This window comes from Leeuwenhoekiella sp. H156, assembly GCF_052218455.1.
Lineage (GTDB): Bacteria > Bacteroidota > Bacteroidia > Flavobacteriales > Flavobacteriaceae > Leeuwenhoekiella > Leeuwenhoekiella parthenopeia.
This window is the reverse complement of record NZ_CP197499.1, coordinates 1,965,717-1,987,490: the sequence shown is the minus strand read 5'-3', so window position 1 is coordinate 1,987,490 and position 21,774 is coordinate 1,965,717. Positions and strand designations below refer to the sequence as shown.

General features: G+C 43.1%; 20 protein-coding genes and 1 pseudogene. 14 read left to right on the top strand and 7 right to left on the bottom strand.

Annotation, left to right across the window (positions count from 1 at the left end; translation table 11 throughout):
- The first annotated feature begins 55 nt into the window (after window positions 1-55).
- From pdeM to ACSSS3_RS08635, 4 genes are all read left to right on the top strand, one after another.
- Window positions 56-691 carry a ligase-associated DNA damage response endonuclease PdeM gene (gene pdeM / locus ACSSS3_RS08650; protein WP_442847417.1) on the top strand — a complete coding sequence of 212 codons (636 nt, stop codon included), beginning with the start codon at window positions 56-58 and terminating at the stop codon, window positions 689-691.
- A gap of 92 nt (window positions 692-783) precedes the next feature.
- Window positions 784-1,035, top strand: coding sequence for a DUF6364 family protein (locus ACSSS3_RS08645; RefSeq protein ID WP_442847234.1), 252 nt, complete (start codon window positions 784-786; stop codon window positions 1,033-1,035).
- Window positions 1,036-1,449 carry a type II toxin-antitoxin system VapC family toxin gene (locus tag ACSSS3_RS08640; protein ID WP_442847233.1) on the top strand — a complete coding sequence of 138 codons (414 nt, stop codon included), beginning with the start codon at window positions 1,036-1,038 and terminating at the stop codon, window positions 1,447-1,449. It abuts the gene before it with no gap.
- A gap of 52 nt (window positions 1,450-1,501) precedes the next feature.
- Window positions 1,502-2,299, top strand: a complete 798-nt coding sequence (locus ACSSS3_RS08635; protein ID WP_442847232.1) for a tryptophan-rich sensory protein — start codon at window positions 1,502-1,504, stop codon at window positions 2,297-2,299.
- Here ACSSS3_RS08635 and ACSSS3_RS08630 read toward each other — a convergent pair.
- The 4 genes from ACSSS3_RS08630 to ACSSS3_RS08615 all read right to left on the bottom strand — a co-directional run bounded on the left by ACSSS3_RS08630 (window position 2,289) and on the right by ACSSS3_RS08615 (window position 5,379).
- Complete coding sequence (locus tag ACSSS3_RS08630) at window positions 2,289-2,747, bottom strand: RES family NAD+ phosphorylase (RefSeq protein WP_228228559.1); 459 nt, start codon at window positions 2,745-2,747, stop codon at window positions 2,289-2,291. The two genes, ACSSS3_RS08635 and ACSSS3_RS08630, sit on opposite strands and share 11 nt — an antisense overlap.
- The gene (locus tag ACSSS3_RS08625; RefSeq protein WP_442847231.1) at window positions 2,747-3,166 is read right to left on the bottom strand and encodes an antitoxin Xre/MbcA/ParS toxin-binding domain-containing protein; all 420 of its coding nucleotides are present in this window, start codon (window positions 3,164-3,166) and stop codon (window positions 2,747-2,749) included. The genes ACSSS3_RS08630 and ACSSS3_RS08625 overlap by 1 nt, the downstream gene beginning before the upstream one ends.
- A gap of 69 nt (window positions 3,167-3,235) precedes the next feature.
- Window positions 3,236-4,591 carry a dihydrolipoyl dehydrogenase family protein gene (locus ACSSS3_RS08620; protein WP_442847230.1) on the bottom strand — a complete coding sequence of 452 codons (1,356 nt, stop codon included), beginning with the start codon at window positions 4,589-4,591 and terminating at the stop codon, window positions 3,236-3,238.
- A 5-nt stretch (window positions 4,592-4,596) separates the two neighbouring features.
- Window positions 4,597-5,379, bottom strand: coding sequence for an SDR family NAD(P)-dependent oxidoreductase (locus ACSSS3_RS08615; RefSeq protein ID WP_442847229.1), 783 nt, complete (start codon window positions 5,377-5,379; stop codon window positions 4,597-4,599).
- A gap of 219 nt (window positions 5,380-5,598) precedes the next feature.
- On the opposite strand from ACSSS3_RS08615, the gene mfd reads away from it, so the two are divergent.
- A complete protein-coding gene (mfd, locus tag ACSSS3_RS08610) occupies window positions 5,599-8,976 on the top strand; it encodes a transcription-repair coupling factor (RefSeq protein ID WP_442847228.1) in 3,378 nt (1,125 codons plus the stop codon).
- Window positions 8,977-9,083: 107 nt separating this feature from the next.
- Here the strand turns inward: mfd and ACSSS3_RS08605 are convergent, their stop codons facing one another.
- Window positions 9,084-9,440 carry a YraN family protein gene (locus ACSSS3_RS08605; RefSeq protein WP_442847227.1) on the bottom strand — a complete coding sequence of 119 codons (357 nt, stop codon included), beginning with the start codon at window positions 9,438-9,440 and terminating at the stop codon, window positions 9,084-9,086.
- Window positions 9,441-9,452: 12 nt separating this feature from the next.
- Window positions 9,453-10,361, bottom strand: a complete 909-nt coding sequence (locus tag ACSSS3_RS08600) for a S66 peptidase family protein (RefSeq protein WP_442847226.1) — start codon at window positions 10,359-10,361, stop codon at window positions 9,453-9,455.
- Between the two features lie 135 nt (window positions 10,362-10,496).
- Here ACSSS3_RS08600 and metG point away from each other — a divergent pair, with 135 nt between their 5' ends.
- From metG to ACSSS3_RS08585, 3 genes are all read left to right on the top strand, one after another.
- Window positions 10,497-12,578: a methionine--tRNA ligase gene (gene metG, locus ACSSS3_RS08595; RefSeq protein ID WP_442847225.1), complete on the top strand. Its 2,082-nt coding sequence runs from the start codon at window positions 10,497-10,499 to the stop codon at window positions 12,576-12,578.
- A gap of 109 nt (window positions 12,579-12,687) precedes the next feature.
- Window positions 12,688-14,823 (top strand): Tex family protein, encoded by a 2,136-nt coding sequence (locus ACSSS3_RS08590; protein ID WP_442847224.1) that lies wholly within the window; start codon window positions 12,688-12,690, stop codon window positions 14,821-14,823.
- The gene (locus tag ACSSS3_RS08585) at window positions 14,816-15,718 is read left to right on the top strand and encodes a histone deacetylase family protein (protein WP_442847223.1); all 903 of its coding nucleotides are present in this window, start codon (window positions 14,816-14,818) and stop codon (window positions 15,716-15,718) included. The genes ACSSS3_RS08590 and ACSSS3_RS08585 overlap by 8 nt, the downstream gene beginning before the upstream one ends.
- Before the next feature lie 6 nt (window positions 15,719-15,724).
- Here the strand turns inward: ACSSS3_RS08585 and ACSSS3_RS08580 are convergent, their stop codons facing one another.
- Window positions 15,725-16,402, bottom strand: a complete 678-nt coding sequence (locus ACSSS3_RS08580; RefSeq protein WP_442847222.1) for a hypothetical protein — start codon at window positions 16,400-16,402, stop codon at window positions 15,725-15,727.
- A gap of 443 nt (window positions 16,403-16,845) precedes the next feature.
- Between ACSSS3_RS08580 and ACSSS3_RS08575 the strand changes: the two genes are divergently transcribed.
- The 6 genes and pseudogenes from ACSSS3_RS08575 to ACSSS3_RS08550 all read left to right on the top strand — a co-directional run bounded on the left by ACSSS3_RS08575 (window position 16,846) and on the right by ACSSS3_RS08550 (window position 21,765).
- The gene (locus ACSSS3_RS08575; RefSeq protein WP_442847221.1) at window positions 16,846-18,333 is read left to right on the top strand and encodes a reverse transcriptase domain-containing protein; all 1,488 of its coding nucleotides are present in this window, start codon (window positions 16,846-16,848) and stop codon (window positions 18,331-18,333) included.
- A gap of 21 nt (window positions 18,334-18,354) precedes the next feature.
- A pseudogene (locus ACSSS3_RS08570) lies at window positions 18,355-18,468 on the top strand (histone deacetylase); the annotation flags it as partial.
- A 133-nt stretch (window positions 18,469-18,601) separates the two neighbouring features.
- Complete coding sequence (locus tag ACSSS3_RS08565; RefSeq protein WP_228228549.1) at window positions 18,602-19,120, top strand: hypothetical protein; 519 nt, start codon at window positions 18,602-18,604, stop codon at window positions 19,118-19,120.
- Between the two features lie 143 nt (window positions 19,121-19,263).
- A complete protein-coding gene (locus ACSSS3_RS08560; RefSeq protein ID WP_442847220.1) occupies window positions 19,264-19,524 on the top strand; it encodes a DUF4212 domain-containing protein in 261 nt (86 codons plus the stop codon).
- Between the two features lie 60 nt (window positions 19,525-19,584).
- Window positions 19,585-21,357, top strand: a complete 1,773-nt coding sequence (locus tag ACSSS3_RS08555; RefSeq protein WP_442847219.1) for a sodium:solute symporter family protein — start codon at window positions 19,585-19,587, stop codon at window positions 21,355-21,357.
- Window positions 21,358-21,381: 24 nt separating this feature from the next.
- Window positions 21,382-21,765: a VOC family protein gene (locus ACSSS3_RS08550; RefSeq protein WP_442847218.1), complete on the top strand. Its 384-nt coding sequence runs from the start codon at window positions 21,382-21,384 to the stop codon at window positions 21,763-21,765.
- The last annotated feature ends 9 nt before the right edge of the window (window positions 21,766-21,774 follow it).

Sequence of the window (21,774 nt, the reverse complement as noted above, 5' to 3'; positions counted from 1 at the left end):
ATTTTTTTGTTACAGCGTTGACTAGCCCGCTAAAATGACTGAAATTTGCAGTGCTATGAATCAGTCGCTTTCCATTTTAGACCAAAATTTTGTCTTGCATCCTTCGGGTGGGATTTTTTGGGTCGAAAAGTCAACCTTGCTCATTGCCGATGTGCATTTGGGGAAAGTTTCGCATTTTAGAAAACACGGAAGCGCTGTTCCGTTTAAGGCCGTGGCCGAAAATTTTAAGCAGCTGACCCGTATCGCAGATGCTTTTAAGGCCAACAGCATTTGTTTTCTGGGCGATTTGTTCCACAGCAGTTTAAATACGGAATGGCAACTCTTTGAAAATTGGGTTAAATCGCGGAAGGAAAAGGTGATTTTGGTTGCCGGTAACCACGACATCATCAATCCGTTGAAGTATGAAAAGCTGGGTATCGCAATCTATTCTGAAATCATAACCGAAAGTTTTTTACTTACCCATCATCCGGAAGAACGGGAAGGTCTTTTTAACTTTTGCGGGCATATTCATCCGGGAATTCGAATGGGCGGATTAGGCCGACAGGTATTAAAACTTTCGTGTTTCTTTAAGACTGAAAATCAGTTGATTTTACCTGCATTTGGTACATTTACGGGAAATTATTATTTGGAACCCAAATCAGGCGATCAGGTATTTGCCGTGACCAGGAATGAGGTGATCCGGGTTTGTTAAGGTATTCCCTTTCTCCATAAATCTCTTTACACGTGTGAAATAAACTGAAAAAACACGTACTTTTAAAGTAAACTTCTTTTGAATATTTGGCTATGAATACAAAACTCACTTTAACTATTGAAAAAGAGGTAATTGATCAGGCAAAAAAATATGCTCGAGAAAAAAACCGAAGCTTGTCTGACATCATTGAAAACTATCTTAAAACACTTACGGAACGAAAAGAAAAGCGACCTGAAAATGAATTCAATCCTCTTGTCAAATCGCTGAAAGGCTCATTCAAAATGCCCGAAAATTTGGATTATCGCGACGAATTACAGAAAAGGTTAGAGCAAAAATACCTGTAGATGGACAAAGTTCTAATCGACACGGATGTACTCCTGGACTTTTTCTTCGACAGAAAACCCTATTCAGATCCTGCGAGCCAACTTTTAAATCTTTGTGCCGAAAGAAAAATTGAAGGCTATACCACGCCGGTTATTATTTGTAATGTCTATTACCTTCTACGGAAAACAGCAAAACATATTCTGGTTGTCGAAAGACTGAAGCAACTTTTGACGTTTATAACAATCATTAAAATGGATCAAAGAGCTGTATTGGATGCCCTTGATTCGGAGTTTAAGGATTTTGAAGACGCTCTACAGAATTTTGCAGCCATTAGGCAGAAAGAAATCAATATCATACTCACCCGCAACATAAAAGATTTTAGGAAGACTAAACTCGCGGTGATGTCACCGGAAACCTATTTGAGAGGAAAATAAAATAAGGCAACAATCCCTGTTTATAGATTCCTCAAAAATGAAATTAAATACTATGAAAAAGAAACTTGCCATCCTCAACCTGCTTTCAGTTGTACTGGTGCTTACCGTAAACGGACTTTCACAGGCACAGCGCTGGAATGACACCACTATTGGCGAAATGAGCGCGCGTTACGACAATCTGTTTACTCCTGCCGGTTATGCTTTTTCGATCTGGGGAGTGATCTTTTTGGGACTGGTGGGTTATGCACTTTTCGGTATCAGACGGGCATTTTTCAGTAAAAAGGAAACTCCGCATTTGGAGCAAACCGGTTATTGGTTTGCCATTGCCAATGTACTCAATGCCGGTTGGGTACTTGCTTTTATTTACGACCAGATTTGGCTTTCAGTCCTGATTATGCTGGGAATACTGGTTTCGCTTCTAAAAATCGTTCTCAAAACCAATATGGAACGCTGGGATGCACCCATTGAGATCATTGCATTCGTCTGGTGGCCCATTTGCTTTTACAGTGGTTGGATTGCAGTTGCTACCATCGCCAATATTTCCGCTTTTCTAATAAGTCTCGGGGTTGAACTTTCACAACTTACGCAAATAATACTAACGATGGTACTTATAACCATCGCCGTCTACATCAACAATCTGATGATCAATTTGCGCAATATGCGGGAATTTGCAATGGTAGGTGCCTGGGCGCTTTTTGCCATTTTCACCAGACATAATGGGACAATCCCGGCAATTGCCTATTATGCACTGGCGGGAGCAATTGTACTTAGCGTCGCCGCAGGATTACACGGCTATCGCAATCGGGCGACTAATCCTGTTGAGAAGTGTAAACAGCGTTTTAGTAATTAAGCTGAAAGGGAACATCTTCTTCACTAACCAATCTGATTTTTTCTAAAAACTCCGGGTGAAAAGGATTGATCAGTAAATTATATTCTTTCGGAAATCGGCTTAACGGAAGTCGTGCAGAAGGCACAGCCAAAGCCAATGATTGTCTTTGTAGAGCCCAGCGGCTTCCAATTTCCTGAGTGCTTCGGGGATGTGGGCGAAAATCCCAATCTCCTGGCAAATCAGTAACATTAACAAAATGAGGAGTAACGTCGAGTTCAAGTGTGGCGAGTTTCCAGTTCAATTTTGATACGGAAGCCCCTCGTATAGAAAGATGCTCAAGCATAGATAAAGAAACCTGACTGCTGGCATAGATTACCGGAGTAAACGCTTTGTTCCAGCGAGCTCCTGCCGGTCCGTAACCCAGCGCAGTGTAGCCTTCCTTATCTATGTAAATTCGATAAATCTGCATTAAACTACAGCTCCCCAGGCCAGGGCATCTAAAGCTTCATCAACGTACTCCATCCCATTGGGATCCTGAATCATTTCTTTAGGGGTGACATTACCTAAAGCATGATTAGGGGTTTCTAGCCAGTCTAAAAACAGGCGCTCTTCCCCAAAAATAGAAATCCCCTTTTTAATGAGCTCGTTTACATCGTAAACCATTTTTGAACTTAACTTACTCAACTTGCCGTTAGAGGATTTCCAACGGGAAATGGTAGAAGGATTAACGTCTAAAAAATGAGCACTTTCTTCCTGATTAAAATCTAAAAAATCAAGAACAGGCTTTGCTTTTTGGTAGGGTAAACTTTCTTGCCTCCAGTAAGCAACCGCAGCTTCGTTGATCTGAGCAGCGACAAGGGTCTCCTCAATAGATTTATATGACTTCATAACAACATCCTTTAATTGCAAATGCAATATACAAAATAATTAAATGCAATTTAAAGCAAGATCTATCTTTTAAATCATTGATTTAATGTCACTTGCCCAACTGGGATAGGTAAATACCATGCCCTTCAAGGTGTTCACATCAAGCCTACCGCACATCGCCATCACAAACATGTTGATGGTTTCTGCCGCGTCCCAACTGAGAATGTGCGCTCCCAGAATATAACCCGTTTCTTTATCAACCAGCGTTTTATAGGCATAGCAGTTTTGATTCATCCGCTTGGAGTTATACCAGTCCGGTACATTTTGCTCATTTACCACAAAATCATAACCTGCTTCGCGGGCCTGCTTTTCATTCATACCAACCATAGCTAATTGAGGCTGGGTAAAGACCACGGATGGCGTAGGTGGCACGTCGAGTTTCATATAATTCTCGCCTTTCAGAATATTTTTAGCTGTAATGCGCGCCTCCTGATGAGCGATGGGTGTAAGCGGTAATTCTCCGGTATTGGCCACATCCCCGCAGGCATAAACATTGGGGTTGGTAGTGCTTTGGGTATATTCATTTACCGTAACTCCTTTAGGCGTGTAAGACACGTTGCCTTTCTCCAAATCCAGATCAGCCACAGCAGGTACCCTTCCGGCTGTATTGAATACCAACTCGGCCTTGATCTCCTGTTCTTTGCCATCAACCTGAAGGGTAACACGGTGATTTTTGCGAAGCTTTTCAACCCCCACGGCTCGTGCATTAAAAATAAATTTGATGCCCAGCTGCTCCGAATTTTCCTGAAGATACAGCGCGAGCCCTTCATCAAAATTGGATAAAATGCGTTCGTTTACATCAACTAAAGTTACGTCTACCCCACACCGGGCAGCGATGTGGGCAAACTCCATCCCAATGTAGCCGGCGCCGATAAAAATCATACTCTCCGGCAGTTCTTCAAGCTCCAGAAAATCATCGCTGATGAGCAAATGCTCTCTCCCGGGAATTTTCAGTTCAAGCGGAATGTTTCCGGTAGCGATAACGATCTTGTCTGCCGTTACCGTTTTTCCTTCTACAGACAAGGTGTTTTCGCCCAAAAACTTAGGCGATTGATGATACAGTTTGATGCCTAAATCTTCCAGTTTTCGCTCGGTGGTAAAAGGAACGGCTTCTGTAAAGGTTTTTTTAAAGGCCATAAGATCTTTCCAGTCTATCCTGGGCAAATCACAAACGCCCTTACCCTGCATATCGATGCTGCGTTCTAAGACTTCTGTGATCCCCACCAGAACTTTTTTGGGGTCACAACCGCGATTGGCGCAGGTACCGCCGTACTCGCGATTGTCTGCAATGGCAACCCGCAAACCGGCATCGACCGCATCGTAAGCCACGTGCTTTCCGGCATTTCCGGTTCCTATTATAAAAAGATCGTAATGTTCAATTCCCATAATTTCTAGATGATTTTAACACAGCCGCCGTCTACACGCAGGCTGGCGCCGTTAGTTGCGGCAGATTTAGGACTCGCCACATAAGCAACCATATTGGCCACTTCCTGAGGTTCTGCAAAACGCTGAATGAGCGAAGTAGGCCGTTCTGTGGTGAAAAATTCTTTTTCCACTTCTTCGCGGGAGGCGTCTTCCCCAATGTTTGCAAATTCGCGTACCCCTTCAGACAAAGTAGGACCGGGCAACACACTGTTTACGGTTACGCTGGTTCCTTTAGTAGTCTCAGCGATTCCCCGCGAAATAGCCAGTTGCGCGGTTTTGGTCATCCCGTAATGCACCATTTCTACCGGAATATTCAATCCGCTTTCACTCGAAATAAAAATGATACGCCCCCAGTTTTTTTCCAGCATTGCAGGAAGCAACGCCCGTGACAACCGCACGCCGCTCATCACGTTGATATCGTAAAAACGCTGCCAATCCCCATCAGGAATTTCCAGAAAGTCTTTCGGTTCAAAAACGCCTACGTTATTTACGAGAATATCTACGTTTCCCAATTGCTTTAGCAGTACATCTATCTCTTCAGGCTTGGCAAAATCGCAAGGGATTCCGCTAATTTTAGCCTGTGGCACTTCAGCCTTAATAGTTCTGATCGCTTCATCAATAGAATCCTGAGATCTGCCGTTGATGATAACCTCTGCTCCTTCTTCCGCCAGGGTTTTAGCAATCGCGCGTCCTATTCCTTTAGTGGAGCCCGAAATAAAGGCTCGTTTTAAGTTGAGTTGTAAATCCATAGTAGTTTTTAGTGGAAAATTAATGAAGGTGGCCTGTTTCGGCTTTTCTCAAAAATAGGAAAGCCTTTGCCCGTCTTGTGTTACAGAAATGATAAATCCCTTACCGCCATTGTGAAAGAAAGCCTTAAGCCCTTATCTTTGCGCTCCGAAAATGCTTCGTTCTGCAATTGCAGATTAACTGATACTAACGGGACTTAGATCCCGCATTAATCGATACGATTGAGTAGTTCTAAAATTACCAAACCCTTTTCACAGGCTCTGCAACTGCAGAATCTGCAAAACGCTATTGCCGGTTCTCAAAACCGCATCAACCTGAATGGCCTTATAGGCTCTTCGCTTTCTCTGGTTATTGCCGAAAGTTTTAAGGAAGCTACAAAACCTTTTCTGGTCATTTTAAATGACAAGGAAGAGGCGGCGTACGTGTTGAATGACCTGGAACAACTGGTTAAGGAAAGCAATGTGCTCTTTTATCCCGGAAGCTACCGCAGACCCTATCAAATCGAAGAGACAGACAATGCCAATGTATTGTTGCGCGCCGAGGTGCTTAACCGCATCAACAGCCGCAAAAAACCGGCACTCATTGTCACCTACCCTGATGCGCTTTTTGAAAAAGTGGTCACGCGTAAAGAACTCGACAAAAGCACGCTTAAGGTAAAACTGAACGATAAGCTTTCGCTCGATTTTGTAAACGAAATGCTTTTTGAATACAAGTTCAAGCGTGTGGATTTTGTGACCGAACCGGGAGAATTTTCGGTACGCGGCGGGATTATCGATGTATTCTCGTTTTCCCACGACGAGCCGTATCGCATTGAGTTTTTTGGCGATGAGGTAGACAGCATCCGCACCTTTGATGTGGAGACGCAGCTTTCGGTCAACAAAGTGAACAAAATAAGCCTGATGCCCAATGTGGAGCATAAAATGCTCCAGGAAAAACGCGAGAGTTTCTTTAAATACATTTCGGCAGACACGGTGGTTTTTGCGCAGAATCTGGAGCAACTTTCGGCACGTATAGATACCAATTTTGAAAAAGCTCAGGAAGCTTATAACAAGCTGGACAGCGAAATCAAACGCACCGATCCGGGCGAACTTTTTTGCGATTCGGCACTGATACGTAAGCAACTGCTCGATTTTCAGCTGGTGCGCGTCAACGACACCACCGCAAGCGAATCGTCAGGCGTTACGATTACCTTCAATCAGCAGCCGCAACCGGCTTTTAATAAGCAATTCAACCTGCTTATTGAAAACCTGAATGAAAATTACGAGGCCGGTTACACCAACTATATTTGCTGCGCCAGCGAGCAACAGGCCAAACGTTTTCAGGATATTTTTGACGATGCAGACCTCAACGTCAAGCAGTACGAAACCATCATTATGTCGCTGTACCGTGGCTTTATTGATGAAGATTTAAAGATTGTTTGCTATACCGATCATCAGATTTTTGAACGCTATCACAAGTTTAAGCTGAAAGACGGCTACGCCAAAAAGCAGGCGATTACACTAAAAGAGCTGACCAGTCTCCAAATAGGCGATTATGTGACGCATATTGATCACGGGATCGGGAAATTTGGCGGACTCCAGAAAATTGAAGTTGAAGGAAAGCGTCAGGAAGCCATCAAACTGATTTATGGCGAGCGCGATGTCCTGTACCTCAGCATTCACTCGCTGCACAAGGTCACTAAATACAACGGCAAAGACGGCAAACCACCGCAAATTTATAAGTTGGGCAGCGCCGCCTGGAAGAAACTGAAGCAAAAGACCAAAACCAAGGTCAAGGAGATCGCTTTTAACCTCATAAAACTGTATGCAAAACGCAGGCTTGAAAAAGGTTTTGCTTTTGGGCCCGACACCTATTTGCAAAACGAACTCGAAGCCAGTTTTATCTACGAAGACACGCCCGATCAAAGCACGGCCACCGAAGCTGTAAAAGCCGATATGGAAAGTACCCGCCCCATGGATCGCCTGGTTTGTGGCGATGTGGGCTTCGGTAAGACCGAGGTTGCCATTCGCGCAGCCTTCAAGGCTGTTGATAATGGTAAACAGGTGGCAGTGCTGGTGCCTACTACGATTTTGGCCTTTCAGCATCATAAAACCTTTAGCGAGCGGCTTAAAGATTTACCGGTGACGGTAGATTATCTGAACCGTTTTCGCACAGCGAAAGAAAAACGGGAAACCCTGGAGCGACTTGCTAACGGAAGGGTAGACATCATCATTGGCACACACCAGCTTACCAGTAAAAACGTAAAGTTTAAAGATCTGGGATTGCTCATTGTTGACGAGGAGCAAAAGTTTGGCGTAGCCGTAAAAGACAAGCTTAAGACCATCAAAGAGAACGTAGATACGCTCACGCTAACCGCTACACCTATACCGCGTACGCTGCAGTTTAGCCTGATGGCCGCGCGCGATTTGAGCACGATTACCACGCCACCGCCCAACCGTTATCCCATTGAGACGCATATCGTTCGCCTTTCTGAGGAAGTGATACGCGATGCGATTTCTTATGAAATACAACGCGGCGGACAGGTTTTTTTCATTCACAACCGCCTGCAAAACATCAAGGAAGTTGCAGGAATGATACAGCGTCTGGTTCCTGATGCCAAGGTAGGAATTGGTCATGGCCAGATGGACGGCAAAAAGCTGGAAGAGCTGATGCTGAAATTTATGGACGGGGAGTTTGACGTTTTGGTCTCTACCACGATTGTGGAAAGTGGTCTTGATGTGCCGAATGCCAATACGATTTTCATCAATAACGCCAATAATTTCGGGCTTTCAGACCTGCACCAGATGCGGGGTCGTGTGGGCCGAAGCAACAAGAAAGCCTTCTGCTATTTTATTACGCCGCCACTTTCGGCAATGACCGAAGACGCTCGGAAGCGTATGACCGCTTTAGAGCAATTCTCAAGTCTGGGCAGCGGTTTTAACATTGCGATGAAAGACCTGGAGATTCGTGGCGCCGGAGATTTATTAGGCGGAGAGCAAAGCGGCTTTATCAACGAAATAGGTTTTGATACCTATCAAAAAATCCTCAACGAGGCCATTGAAGAGCTTAAAGAAAACGAGTTCGCCGATCTGTATGCCGATCAAAATGCGGATGATGAAAACAAAGAATACGTCAAGGATACCGTGATTGATTCTGACTTCTCGTTGCTTTTTCCCGATGATTATATCAATAACATCACCGAGCGTTTAAACCTGTACACCGAACTCAACAGTCTCAAGACCGAAGAAGAACTTGCAGCTTTTGAAGCCCGCCTGATTGACCGTTTTGGTGAATTACCCTCACAAGCCGAAGACTTACTGAATTCGGTACGCATCAAGTGGGTCGCCACCCATTACGGACTCGAAAAAGTGGTGATGAAAAACAAAAAGCTTATCGGCTTTTTTATTGCAGACCAGCAATCCAAATTCTACCAGAGCGCTGCGTTCTCAAGAATGCTTCAGTTTGTGCAAACCCACGCAAACCGCGTTACGCTTAAAGAAAAGAAAACTTCAAAAGGATTACGATTACTGCTTACCGCTCCCGGTATTTCCTCAGTGAACAAAGCTGTAGAGTTGTTGAAGCCTTTGATGCCGAAGAAAGTTGAGGCTGTTGAAAAGTAATTATTTTAAAAGTTTTTCAAGAAAAAATCGGCAAGTAACCCTAATTCTGTTACAAAATATAACGAAGTCTCTTCATCTAAGATAAGACAGGTTGTGTGTTCATTCCCTTAAAAATGATAAAACGCATTCTCAAAATGCTCAAGTGATTGCTGTTTTGAATTTTTTAAAACAGCAATCACATCAAAGCGGGTTTCGATATCCAGATCGTTTGAAATGATGTATTCGTTTGCAGCTTTGACCAGGAGTTTTATTTTGGAAGGCTTTACAAATTCCTGCGGATCTCCAAAAAAGTCAGAGTTTCGGGTTTTGACCTCAACGATAACGAGCTGTTCTCCGTGCCTGGCGATGATGTCTATTTCGGCTTTATTAAAAAACCAGTTGCGCTCAAGGATTTCGTAGCCATTTCGCAACAAATAATCTGCTGCATACTGCTCTCCCCAAATGCCCAACTCGTTATGGTTCATAGTTTACCGTGTCTAGCTTTCGGCCGCCTCAAAATAGATTTTAGCGCCACGTTCATTGACTTCAAAAGAAGTGTCGCGGCCAAAAATCAGGGCCCGGTTATCGTCCAGATGACCCGCCGGAAAATCAAAACACACCGGATATTCGTATTCGGCCACTGCATCCAGTACGATTTCCTGTGCAGTCTTTCCAAAAGGAATCGAGTTGTCGTGCATTTTGGTGAGTCCGCCCACGATAAGTCCTCTAATATTGCGCAGCATCCCGTTACGCTTCAGGTTTACCATCATACGGTCAACGTGGTAGAGGTATTCGTCAAGATCTTCTAAAAAGAGGATCTTATTATCGGTATCTATAGAACTCGCGCTTCCGCAAAGGGAGTACAAAATAGATATATTTCCGCCCACCAGTTCACCCCTTCCCTGCCCCAGACGGTTAAGCGGCGATGCCGGGATGTGATAGTGCAAGGGCTTACCAAACCAGGCATTCTCAAGCGTTTGTTTCGACAAAGCGGTATTCTTTGCGATTCCTACCGGCATCACCGCGTGAATGGTCTCAAAACCCAATTTATGAATCTGAGAATGCAACACCGTTATATCGCTATACCCAATAATCCACTTCGGGTATTTAACAAATTTATAGAAGTTGATGGCATCTATGATACGTACCGTACCATAACCGCCCCGTGCACACCACACTGCGCGTATTTCTTCATCATCAAGCATATTTTGCAAGTCCTGGGCACGCAAGGCATCATCACCCCCAAACTGATCATCTTTCGCTCCAATAGTCTTACCCAAAACCGGGACCAAACCACAACTTTTAAGCATTGCAATACCATCTTCGAGTTCGTCACGATCAATTTTACGGGCGGTACACACAATACCTACTTTATCTCCGGCTTTTAAAAAGGGTGGGGTCAACATACATTTCAGTTTTAATAGAATCAAAAATAAAGATTCCCGTCAAAACACTAATATACGCACTTTGTATTTGTAGCTGTAGCGGTTAGTAGGTTTAATCGCATAATGGTATCTTTGCCGCACAAAATTTTGAACCTTATGGATCCTAAGAGATATACCATCACTGCTGCTTTGCCCTACACAAACGGCCCTATACATATAGGCCATTTGGCAGGTGTTTATGTACCCGCCGATATCTATGCACGCTATTTGCGTGGACTTGATAAAGATGTCGCCTATATCTGCGGAAGCGACGAGCACGGGGTGGCCATAAGCATCAAAGCAAAAAAAGAGGGCATTTCTCCGCAGGAAGTGGTAGATAAATACCATAAAATCATCAAAGATTCTTTTCAGGAATTTGGGATTTCGTTTGACAATTATTCCCGTACCTCAGCACAGGTACATCACGATACGGCTTCAGACTTTTTTAAGACCCTTTATGAAAAAGGAGACTTTATTGAAGAAGTGACCGAGCAACTCTACGACCCGGAAGCCAATCAATATCTGGCAGACCGGTTTGTGACCGGCACCTGCCCAAAATGTGGCCACGAGGAAGCCTACGGCGATCAGTGCGAAAATTGCGGTTCGTCGCTTAACGCGACCGATTTGATCAATCCCAAATCAACTATTTCAGGCGCTAAGCCGGTTTTAAAGGAAACCCGACACTGGTTTTTACCTTTAGAACGCTATGAAGATTTTCTGAAGCAATGGATTCTTGAAGACCATAAAAAAGACTGGAAATCGAATGTTTACGGCCAGTGTAAATCGTGGATCGACGATGGCCTTCGCCCACGTGCGGTGACCCGCGATCTGGATTGGGGAATTCCCGTACCGGTTGAAGGCGCAGAAGGCAAAGTACTTTACGTGTGGTTTGATGCACCTATTGGTTATATTTCTTCAACTAAAGAATGGGCCGCGCGCGAAGGCAAAAACTGGGAAGACTACTGGAAGGCCGATGACACCAAACTGGTACACTTTATCGGGAAAGACAACATCGTTTTTCACTGCATCATTTTCCCAAGTATGCTTAAGGCGGAAGGCAGTTACATTTTGCCCGATAACGTGCCTGCAAACGAATTTCTAAACCTGGAAGGCAATAAGCTTTCGACCTCCAAAAACTGGGCGGTATGGCTGCACGAGTACCTTCAGGATTTCCCGGGACAGCAAGACGTGTTACGCTATACACTCACCGCAAATGCACCCGAGACTAAGGATAACGACTTTACGTGGAATGACTTTCAGGCGCGTAACAACAACGAACTCGTGGCGATTTTTGGGAATTTCATCAACCGCGTGGTGGTATTGACCAATAAATATTACGAAGGGAAAATTCCACAGGCTTCAAACTTTACCGAAGAAGACGATCAGGCGCTGGCCGAAATGAAAGCTTATCCCGCGGTTATCGCGAGTTCGATAGAGCGGTACCGTTTCCGCGAAGCGCAAAACGAACTGATGAATGTTGCGCGTTTAGGAAACAAGTATCTCGCTGACGCAGAGCCCTGGAAAACTGTAAAAACCGATGCAGAACGCACCCAGACCGTGATGTACGTTGCCCTGCAAATCGCAGCGACACTGGCGGTTTTAAGCGAACCCTTCCTGCCTCATACAGCAAAAACGCTGAAAGATATGCTCAATATCGAAAGTGAAAATCCGTTGATGCGTCTGCCAAAGCCTTTAAGCTGGAAGTGTCTTGGCGAAAAAATAGACCTGCTTCCGGTAGGTCATACCATTAATGCCGCCGCCCTCTTGTTTAGCAAGATTGAAGACGAACAAATACAAAAACAACTCGATAAACTCGAAGCCACCAAAATGAGCAATCAAGCCGAAAATACAGCGGTAACACCGCAAAAAGACACCATTCAGTTTGATGATTTCACCAAGCTCGATCTGCGTGTAGGTACTATTTTGGAAGCCGAAAAAATGCCGAAAACCAAGAAATTACTGGTTCTAAAAGTTGACACCGGTATTGATGTACGGACTATAGTTTCAGGCATAGCCGAAAGCTTTAAACCGGAAGATATTATCGGGAAACAGGTAACTGTTTTGGTAAATCTTGCCCCTCGCGCTTTACGCGGTGTAGAAAGTCAGGGTATGATCCTCATGACCGAAGATGCTGAAGGTAAATTGGTATTTATGAACCCAGATACTGCCGGGGTTAAGAATGGTGGGGTGATTAGTTAGATTTAAAATGCTCCCCTCCTTAAAAAGGAGGGGAAAATTTCAGCTTTGCTGAAAGAGGGGTGGTCCTCTACGCCACAGTGAGCGCCACCAATAAATAATATCACACAACATGCCCACCATCCTCTCCTACCTAAAATCTGTAACCAACTTACCCGAAGCAGGTATTAAAAACACCCTTCAACTGCTGGAAGAAGGCGCTACCATTCCTTTTATTTCGCGCTATCGGAAGGAGCGCACGGGAAATCTGGATGAGGTACAGTTGGGCGAAATCGTCAAGTTTAAAGAACAGTTTGAAGCTTTAGAAAAGCGGAAAACTTCCATCTTAAAAGCCCTAGAAGAACAGGATGTATTAACGCCCGAACTTCAAAAACAAATCGAGAACACCACGGATGCTACGGTTTTAGAAGACTTATACCTTCCGTATAAAAAAACACGAAAAACCAAAGCCGATACCGCACGCGAAAACGGACTCGAACCGCTTGCCAAAATCATTATGGCCCAGAACGCCCGTGATCTGGAGAGCACCGCGCATAATTATCGTAGTGAAGCTGTAAATTCGGTTGAAGAAGCATTGGAGGGTGCACGCCACATCATCTCAGAATGGATTAACGAGCGCACAGATATTCGTAATTATCTACGCAATCAAATAGAACGCCACGCCCAGATTATTACCAAGGTGGTCAAGTCTAAAAAAGACGAGGAGCAGGCGCTGAAATACAAAGATTATTTCGACTGGGATGAATCATTGTCCCGCATACCCTCACACCGCTTTCTGGCACTCACCCGGGCGGCCAATGAAGGTTTTATTCGCTTAAAACTGGAGATTGATGACGAGCGTGCGTTACAAAACATAAGCAGTCGAATTGTTAAATCAAAGGGCGCCTGTGCAGAGCAAATCGAACTCGCCGCAGCTGATGCCTACAAACGTTTACTGTTTCCGGCGCTGAGTAATGAGGCTTTAGGTCTTGCTAAGGAAAAAGCAGATGCCGAGGCGATTTCCGTTTTTGCCAAAAACCTCCGCCAACTCTTGCTGGGTTCGCCTTTGGGCGAAAAACGCATCCTGGCAATAGATCCCGGTTTTAGAACCGGTTGTAAAGTGGTGTGTCTGGATGAAAATGGCGGACTTCAGCATAACGAAACCATCTACCCGCACCCACCTAAAAACGACACTAAAGGCGCGATGCGTAAAATCAGTTTTTTGGTAGATGCACACAAGATAGAAGCCATTGCTATTGGTAACGGAACCGCTAGTCGGGAAACCGAACAGTTTATTAAACGCATGCAATTTAATCGGGACCTCGAGGTTTTTGTAGTGAGCGAGGCCGGAGCCAGTATTTATTCGGCTTCAAAAATCGCCCGCGACGAGTTTCCCAATTATGATGTGACCGTGCGGGGTGCGGTATCTATTGGTCGTAGGCTTGCAGATCCACTCGCCGAATTGGTGAAAATAGACGCAAAGTCCATTGGTGTGGGGCAATACCAGCACGATATGGATCAAACCAAATTAAAAAGCGAACTCGACCGCGTGGTAGAAAGCTGTGTGAATACGGTAGGTGTTAACCTCAACACCGCCAGTGTGCCGCTGCTCAGTTACGTTTCGGGCATTGGGCCTAAACTCGCCGAAAATATTGTGAGCTATCGGGATGAAAACGGGGCTTTCGCTTCGCGAAATCAAATCCTCGATGTTCCCCGATTGGGCGCAAAAGCCTTTGAGCAGGCCGCCGGTTTTTTGCGCGTTAAACAGGCTGAAAATCCACTCGACGACTCCGCCGTACATCCCGAGCGTTACGAAGTGGTAGAAGATATGGCATCTAAACTGAAGGTTTCCGTGAGTGAACTCATTGGCAATACGGCTTTATTGAAAAAAATCAACCTCAACGATTTTGTGACCGATGAAGTGGGGCTGCCTACGCTGAAAGATATTCTTGACGAACTCGAAAAACCGGGTCTCGATCCGCGCGAACCGGCAAAAGCCTTTACCTTTAATCAAAACATTCGCAAAATTGAAGATCTCGAGATAGGACAACTGCTTCCGGGAATTGTGAATAACATTACCAATTTTGGGGCTTTTGTAGATATCGGCATCAAAGAAAGCGGGTTAATCCACATCTCCAATCTGGCTGACGGCTTTGTAAGCGATGTCAACGCCCACGTGAGTCTTCAGGAACAGGTAGTAGTTAAAGTGCTTGAGGTTGACATCAAGCGGAAACGGATTCAGCTTAAATTGCATAAATTGAATGCTTAAAATCGCCTACCATCCCATCTACCGCCATCCGTTACCCGAAGGGCACCGCTTCCCGATGGAAAAGTATGAACTGCTCCCCAGGCAGCTCCTGCACGAAGGCACCTGTACGCAGGACAACTTTTACGAGCCGGGTTTTCCCGAAGAACGCTACATCACGGCCGTTCACACACAAGAATATGTGACCAATCTAAAAGCCCTGAATCTGGACAGGCGCGCAGCGCGAAAAATTGGTTTTCCCTTGTCTCAGGAGTTGGTAGATCGTGAGCAAATTATTGCACAGGGCACCATTTTGGGTTGTGAGTTTGCCTTAGAACACGGCATCAGTTTCAATATTGCCGGCGGCACCCACCACGCCTACAGCGATCACGGTGAAGCTTTTTGTTTGCTAAACGATCAGGCGATTGGAGCGCGCTATCTGCAGTCAAACGGACTAGCCAAGCAAATCCTTATTGTAGATCTTGATGTACATCAGGGCAATGGCACGGCAGAGATTTTTCAAAACTACGCTTCAGTCTTTACCTTTAGTATGCACGGCGCGGGCAACTATCCGTTTAAAAAAGAGGTTTCAGATTTAGACATCGCTATTCCCGATAAAAAAGGCGACGACTATTATTTAGCAAAGCTGAAAGAAACCCTGCCTGGCTTGATTGAGCAGGTAAAGCCCGATTTTATTTTCTACCTCAGTGGTGTTGACATTCTGGAAACCGATAAACTCGGAAGGCTGTCTTGCACCCCCGAAGGTTGCAGGGAACGTGATCGATTTGCATTGAGTTGTTTTCGCGAAAGCGAAATCCCGGTACAGGTGAGTATGGGCGGCGGCTACTCTCCCGATATTAAAATCATCATCGAGGCCCACGCGAATACCTATCGAATGGCTAAGGAGATTTACTTTTAATTAAGATTACTTTGATTTTGGAGGTTTAGGCACTTTTTTTAAAGGAGCTATTGGTTCAATTAAAAATTCTTTTGGAAGATATTGCTCACTGAATTTATCTTGAACTTGATTAAACCACGTCACCTTGAATAAAATAGTAGGGACTATTCTTTTAGGTAGCCCATCCTTTTCATAGAAAGCGTTTTTCTCCTCCTCTTCTTTTAATCCAGTAATTACAAGTTCAGGACATCTGAAAGTTGGATACTTAAAAGAATTTTGAAAATTCTTTCTATGTTCTAGTTTAGCAGTTTTGAATTGAACAACTTTCCCAAATTTATAATCGGCAGTTTTATAATTTTCAACTTCTTTAATTAAGGTTTTATAGTCTGAAGGTTTATTATCGTCCCTCTTTTTAAAGAACAAATCAGTAAAATGCACTAAAAAATTTTGATAAAGAACAACTTCAATGAAATCGCTCTTATGCTCGTTAAAATAAACGCATTTGTATTTAACTCTTGAGGCTATTTGTGCACCTTGAACAGATGAACTAAAAATCTTTTTTTGATCGTTTTCTATAGTTACATCCTTGACCAACATTAGAGGCGGATATTGATCGCTAAAGGATTCATACTTTTGTGGCGATATTGGATTTGCCAAATTATGAGAATTTAAAGTAACAATATCCCCAACTGTAAATTTATTCAAAGTCTTAGTGTTTAGATAGTTTCTATAAATATAGAAACATTAAATTTGATGACGTAAGGAAGTTGGCTGAAATAGAACATTTGGCTGAACCGTAGATATTAATTATCACTTAATCCAACCTTCGGGGATAAATAAAATAAGGAGATTAGGAAACCTGTTATTGTTTCTAGTTCCATCCAGCTGGATGCAACAACAAACAAGACTAGATTATTGCAACAATCGCGCCATTTAAGTTTCAACCTGACAAATCTGTCAATTAATTGAATTGCGATGTTGGCTACTAATTCTAAGAGCATTTGAGAAATCATAGGGCTTAACGAGTTAATTATATACGTAAAAGTTAGCGGGAATCGAGAATTCGGTTAGTGGTTCAATCTCTTTGAGATGTTACGTTCTGTTTTTGGTGAGATCCGCCTAGAGAATCAGCTTCCTTACTTTTTTATATGACAACAAATTCAAACAAAAAAGACTGGTTTAAAGATCGAGGTTATCTTCATTTTACTAATAGAACTCCTATTAATAAAAGACCTCAGATTGAGAAGTATGTCTCCAATCCGAGAAAGGTTCAGAATCATTCATTTGCCCCGTTAATTCAGAAACACATTACTCAAAGACGTTACAAAGCTTCTTTAATTAATGGCATGAGTAGAAGATCTCATAAGGAAGTAGATGGAGGGGTCTTTATTCCTAGTAAAAAAATAAGAGACATTTTATACGCTACTCATATAGATGCTCATATTTACTCTTATTACACCCAAAAAATATTAGCGCCACTATATGAGGAAGTTTTGAATTCTAATTTCAAATTAAACGAATGCGTTACAGCTTACCGTCAAATGCTAACCGATGATGGAGGCAAGTTTAAGAACAATGTTCATTTTGCTAAAGATGCTTTTGATGAGATAAAAAGGAGGAAAGAATGTGTTGCACTAACATTTGATATAAAAAATTTCTTTCCAAGCCTAAACCACGCGCTATTAAAAAAAATATGGTGCGAATTATTAGAAACAAAATCACTCCCTAAGGATCATTATAATATATATAAGGCAGTTACTAAATTTTCTTATGTAAATCAAAAAGATCTTAGAACAGTCAAAGGTCATTTTGATGAGAAAGAAATAGCTAAAAACAAGAAAATAAAAAAATATTCCTTTTTCAGAAGCATCAAAGATTTATTAGAATCGGATATTCAAATTTATAAAAATGAAAACCGTGTCAATAACAAAATTGCAGGGATTCCGCAAGGTTTACCCATAAGTGCTATTCTAGCAAACCTTTATATGCTGCCGTTTGATAAAGGATTGGTTAACGATCTTGTCTTAAAAAGAAATGTTTTTTACAGGCGTTATTCTGATGACATAATTGTCATTTGTGATAAAGGCCAAGAGAAAGAAGTTGAAAACATAGTCTATAAAAAAATAGCAAAAATCAATCTGATTATAGCTCCCGAAAAGACTGAAAAGTTCGTATATACTCAAGAATTAGATAAACTTATGAGTTATAAATTTTCTAATGAGGGGTTGCTCAGAAATGTTCCTTTGAACTATTTGGGCTTTGAATTTTATGGTTATCAAACTTTGATTAAATCTAAAAATCTTGCCTTCTTTTACCGTGAAATGAAAGAAACAATTAGAAGAAAATCTAATCGTGTAAATTCTATCAAAGAAAAAAAACTAATAGATTACGCCCCGTTGTTTAAAAGAAAAATATATCGACTATATAGCTATCAAGGAATTAAAAAAAGAAAAATCTACAAAAAGAATGAAACCAGAATTTATAGAGGTAACTATATAAAGTATGCTTATCGGGCTTCTGAAGAACTAAACGCTCCTGAAATTAAGAAGCAACTTAATAATCATTGGAAAGTTCTCCAACGAACTCTGAAAAAATATGACTTTTCAAATGTGAAGGACCAAGATACGAGGAAATGAAATTTAGCTTACTTCTTTCGCGAAAGCGAAATCCCGGTACAGGTGAGTATGGGCGGCGGCTACTCTCCCGATATTAAAATCATCATCGAGGCCCACGCGAATACCTATCGTCTCGCGCAGGAAATCTATTTCTAAAAATGCAATAAATACCTGATTTTAAACAGACAACCTTAAAAATGCGGTGATTTTTCCCCTTTTTTAGTGTAGTGCTTGTACAATAAAATGGATGCGCTATTTTTGTTAACGAATTTAACAACCCAAATGTATTATGAAAACCTTAAAAACCTTTTTTGCCCTTAGCCTATTCGCCTTGACACTTAACTCGTGTGATGCCATTGAAGATGCTGCACCAGATATAACTGTTGAAGATGATTTTAAAACCTCTATAGCAATAGATACTCAGGGTGAAAACTCTATTGACACCAACTTTAATATTGATGCTTCCGGTAATGCAGATTTTCAGAAGTATAAGAGTAAAATCAAATCTGTAGACATTACCGGTTTTACTTACGAAATAACTGCAGTCACAAGCGGTGAAGGTTCTGTTTTAAATGGTGCTTTGACATCTGACGGTAAAACAGCTGCGATTAGCAATTTAACTATTGCTGTTGGTGAAGGGGGTACGATTACCCAGGCGCAATCTGATTTTTTCAATGCTTTGGCACAAGATCTTAAAGCAGATGGCAAGGCATCTGTAGCCGTAAGCGGATCTCTAAATAATGAAACTGGTGCAAAATTTACATTGCTTATCACACCAACAGTTAAGTTTATCTTTTCTGTTTTATAAGCATCCTCATTGTCAAAAAAATCAACCTGTTAGTTTTTCTAGCAGGTTTTTTTATGCCTTGTTTTTTCTTAAAACGGGTAAGTGCGGTTAGCACACTTATAATTAATGAATTATATTAGTAAAAAATTAACAATAATCCTATTATGGCCATTCCTGAAAATGCCCGAAAATACTGGCGTGCCAATCTCAAGTATTTAGCTGTCTTACTCGTCATTTGGTTTGCAGTTTCCTTTGGCTGCGGCATCCTTTTTAAAGATTTTCTCAATCGATATAGTTTAGGAGGTTTTAAACTGGGCTTCTGGTTTGCGCAGCAAGGCAGCATTTATGTTTTTGTCATTCTCATTTTCGTTTACGTCTGGCTGATGAACAGTCTTGATAAAAAACACGGGTACAACGAAAAATAAGCCTGTTTTTCAAACCTATCCAATATCAATTCCGCTTTGCGGATCAAAAACAACCCAATTATGAGCGTTCAACTCTGGACCTGGATTTTAGTAGGAATCACTTTTGCCCTGTATTTTGGGATCGCCATCTGGGCACGTGCCGGGTCTACCAAAGAATTTTACGTTGCCGGTGGCGGGGTTTCCCCGCTGGCTAACGGGATGGCCACCGCTGCCGACTGGATGAGCGCCGCTTCTTTCATCTCCATGGCAGGTATTATCTCCTTTGCGGGTTACGATGGTTCGGTGTATCTGATGGGATGGACGGGCGGCTACGTCTTGCTGGCGCTTTTACTGGCGCCCTACCTGCGAAAATTTGGCAAGTTCACCGTACCCGATTTTATAGGTGACCGCTATTACTCAAATACCGCGCGTACCGTTGCGGTAATTTGTGCACTCATCGTTTCGTTTACTTACGTGGCCGGGCAGATGCGCGGCGTGGGTATTGTTTTTTCGCAGTTTCTTCAGGTTGAGATAACCACCGGTGTAGTTATAGGAATGGCGGTGGTTTTGGTTTTTGCTTTTTTAGGCGGAATGAAAGGCATCACCTACACGCAGGTTGCACAATATTGCGTGCTGATTTTCGCATTCATGGTACCGGCGATTTTTATTTCCATCCAAATGACAGGTAATATTATACCTCAGATCGGGATGGGCGGTCGCGTGGAAGACGGCACCTATCTGCTCGAAAAACTAGACAGCCTACACACCCAATTAGGCTTTAAAGAATATACCGAAGGCACCAAATCTACCTGGGATGTTTTTGCCATTACACTGGCTTTAATGGCCGGGACGGCGGGTCTTCCACACGTAATCGTACGGTTTTTTACCGTGCCTAAAGTAAAAGACGCCCGTAAATCTGCCGGTCTTGCGCTTTTGCTGATCGCCATTTTATACACCACCGCTCCTGCTGTTTCGGTTTTTGCCCGTACTAATTTAATCGAAACCGTGAGCAATAAGGAATATACTGCTTTGCCGCAATGGTTTAAAAACTGGGAAGACACCGGTCTTATCGCCTGGAGCGATAAAAACGGGGACGGAAAAATTCAATATGTAAACGGGGAAGCCACCACCGGAAAACCTGAATTTACCGAGGCGCGCGGTGCCAGCGGAGAACGTCTTATCGCAAATGCTTCAGCCGAAACCAATGAACTTTATGTAGACCGGGATATTATGGTATTGGCCAATCCGGAAATTGCACAATTGCCTGCCTGGGTGATTGCTTTGGTTGCTGCCGGCGGGCTGGCCGCTGCGCTTTCTACCGCAGCCGGACTTTTATTGGTTATTTCAACTTCAGTCTCTCACGATCTGATCAAAAAACAATTGAAACCCAATATTTCTGAAAAAGGGGAATTGATGGCCGCCCGAATCAGCATTTTTGTTGCCATTATCGTTGCAGGCTTATTTGGGATTTATCCGCCGGGATTTGTGGCCGCGGTTGTGGCCCTGGCTTTTGGGCTTGCGGCCGCATCATTTTTCCCTGCAATCGTTCTGGGTATTTTTGACAAACGCATGAACAAACAAGGCGCCATTAGTGGGATGGTTGTAGGTATCATCCTGATGCTGTTTTATATGATACGATTCAAAACCGGCCTCATCGGCGTTATGGAACCGCTTCCGGCTTCAGAATGGTGGTTTGATACTTCGCCAGAAGGTTTTGGGACTGTAGCTATGACGGTTAATGTGATCATCTCAGTAATCGTTTCTAGACTCACACCGGCACCACCCGAGAGCGTTCAGGAAATTGTGGAGCACATTCGTATTCCCAGCGGTGCGGGAGAAGCGCAGAGTCATTAGTTTTCAATAAGAATCCCTAATCTAGTGTCAAAGTTTACCTTCAATCATATCGCCCTTTCCGTAAAGGATGTTGATACTGCTGTCTCCTTTTATCAGCAGGTATTTCAGTTTCCCGAAATTGAAAATACGGCTTCCAAATCAAAGACACGCTGGTTAGCCCTGGACGAAGACAGACAATTGCATCTGATACCCAGACCTGATGCAGAAATTAAAACCAACAAAGCTGTTCATTTTGCTTTGACAACTCCGCGTTTAGACAAATTCATAGCCCACTTAGAAGCGCTGGGCATTGCCTATTCAGATTGGAAAGACACTCCTCAAAAAAATTACATCCGTAACGATGGAATTCGGCAGGTGTATTTTCAGGATCCTGATGGGTATTGGATCGAGGTGAATGAGGCTGTTTAGTTTTAAAAT

Bases quoted from the DNA above. Each gene is read 5' to 3' on its own strand.
- ACSSS3_RS08590 (WP_442847224.1), top strand. From the start codon at position 12,688: ATGCCCACCATCCTCTCCTACCTAAAATCTGTAACCAACTTACCCGAA.
- ACSSS3_RS08635 (WP_442847232.1), top strand. From the start codon at position 1,502: ATGAAAAAGAAACTTGCCATCCTCAACCTGCTTTCAGTTGTACTGGTG.
- ACSSS3_RS08555 (WP_442847219.1), top strand. From the start codon at position 19,585: ATGAGCGTTCAACTCTGGACCTGGATTTTAGTAGGAATCACTTTTGCC.
- ACSSS3_RS08575 (WP_442847221.1), top strand. From the start codon at position 16,846: ATGACAACAAATTCAAACAAAAAAGACTGGTTTAAAGATCGAGGTTAT.
- ACSSS3_RS08640 (WP_442847233.1), top strand. From the start codon at position 1,036: ATGGACAAAGTTCTAATCGACACGGATGTACTCCTGGACTTTTTCTTC.
- ACSSS3_RS08600 (WP_442847226.1), bottom strand. From the start codon at position 10,361: ATGTTGACCCCACCCTTTTTAAAAGCCGGAGATAAAGTAGGTATTGTG.
- ACSSS3_RS08645 (WP_442847234.1), top strand. From the start codon at position 784: ATGAATACAAAACTCACTTTAACTATTGAAAAAGAGGTAATTGATCAG.
- metG (WP_442847225.1), top strand. From the start codon at position 10,497: ATGGATCCTAAGAGATATACCATCACTGCTGCTTTGCCCTACACAAAC.
- ACSSS3_RS08620 (WP_442847230.1), bottom strand. From the start codon at position 4,591: ATGGGAATTGAACATTACGATCTTTTTATAATAGGAACCGGAAATGCC.
- ACSSS3_RS08625 (WP_442847231.1), bottom strand. From the start codon at position 3,166: ATGAAGTCATATAAATCTATTGAGGAGACCCTTGTCGCTGCTCAGATC.
- ACSSS3_RS08560 (WP_442847220.1), top strand. From the start codon at position 19,264: ATGGCCATTCCTGAAAATGCCCGAAAATACTGGCGTGCCAATCTCAAG.
- ACSSS3_RS08615 (WP_442847229.1), bottom strand. From the start codon at position 5,379: ATGGATTTACAACTCAACTTAAAACGAGCCTTTATTTCGGGCTCCACT.
- ACSSS3_RS08585 (WP_442847223.1), top strand. From the start codon at position 14,816: ATGCTTAAAATCGCCTACCATCCCATCTACCGCCATCCGTTACCCGAA.
- ACSSS3_RS08605 (WP_442847227.1), bottom strand. From the start codon at position 9,440: ATGAACCATAACGAGTTGGGCATTTGGGGAGAGCAGTATGCAGCAGAT.
- ACSSS3_RS08565 (WP_228228549.1), top strand. From the start codon at position 18,602: ATGAAAACCTTAAAAACCTTTTTTGCCCTTAGCCTATTCGCCTTGACA.
- ACSSS3_RS08630 (WP_228228559.1), bottom strand. From the start codon at position 2,747: ATGCAGATTTATCGAATTTACATAGATAAGGAAGGCTACACTGCGCTG.
- pdeM (WP_442847417.1), top strand. From the start codon at position 56: ATGAATCAGTCGCTTTCCATTTTAGACCAAAATTTTGTCTTGCATCCT.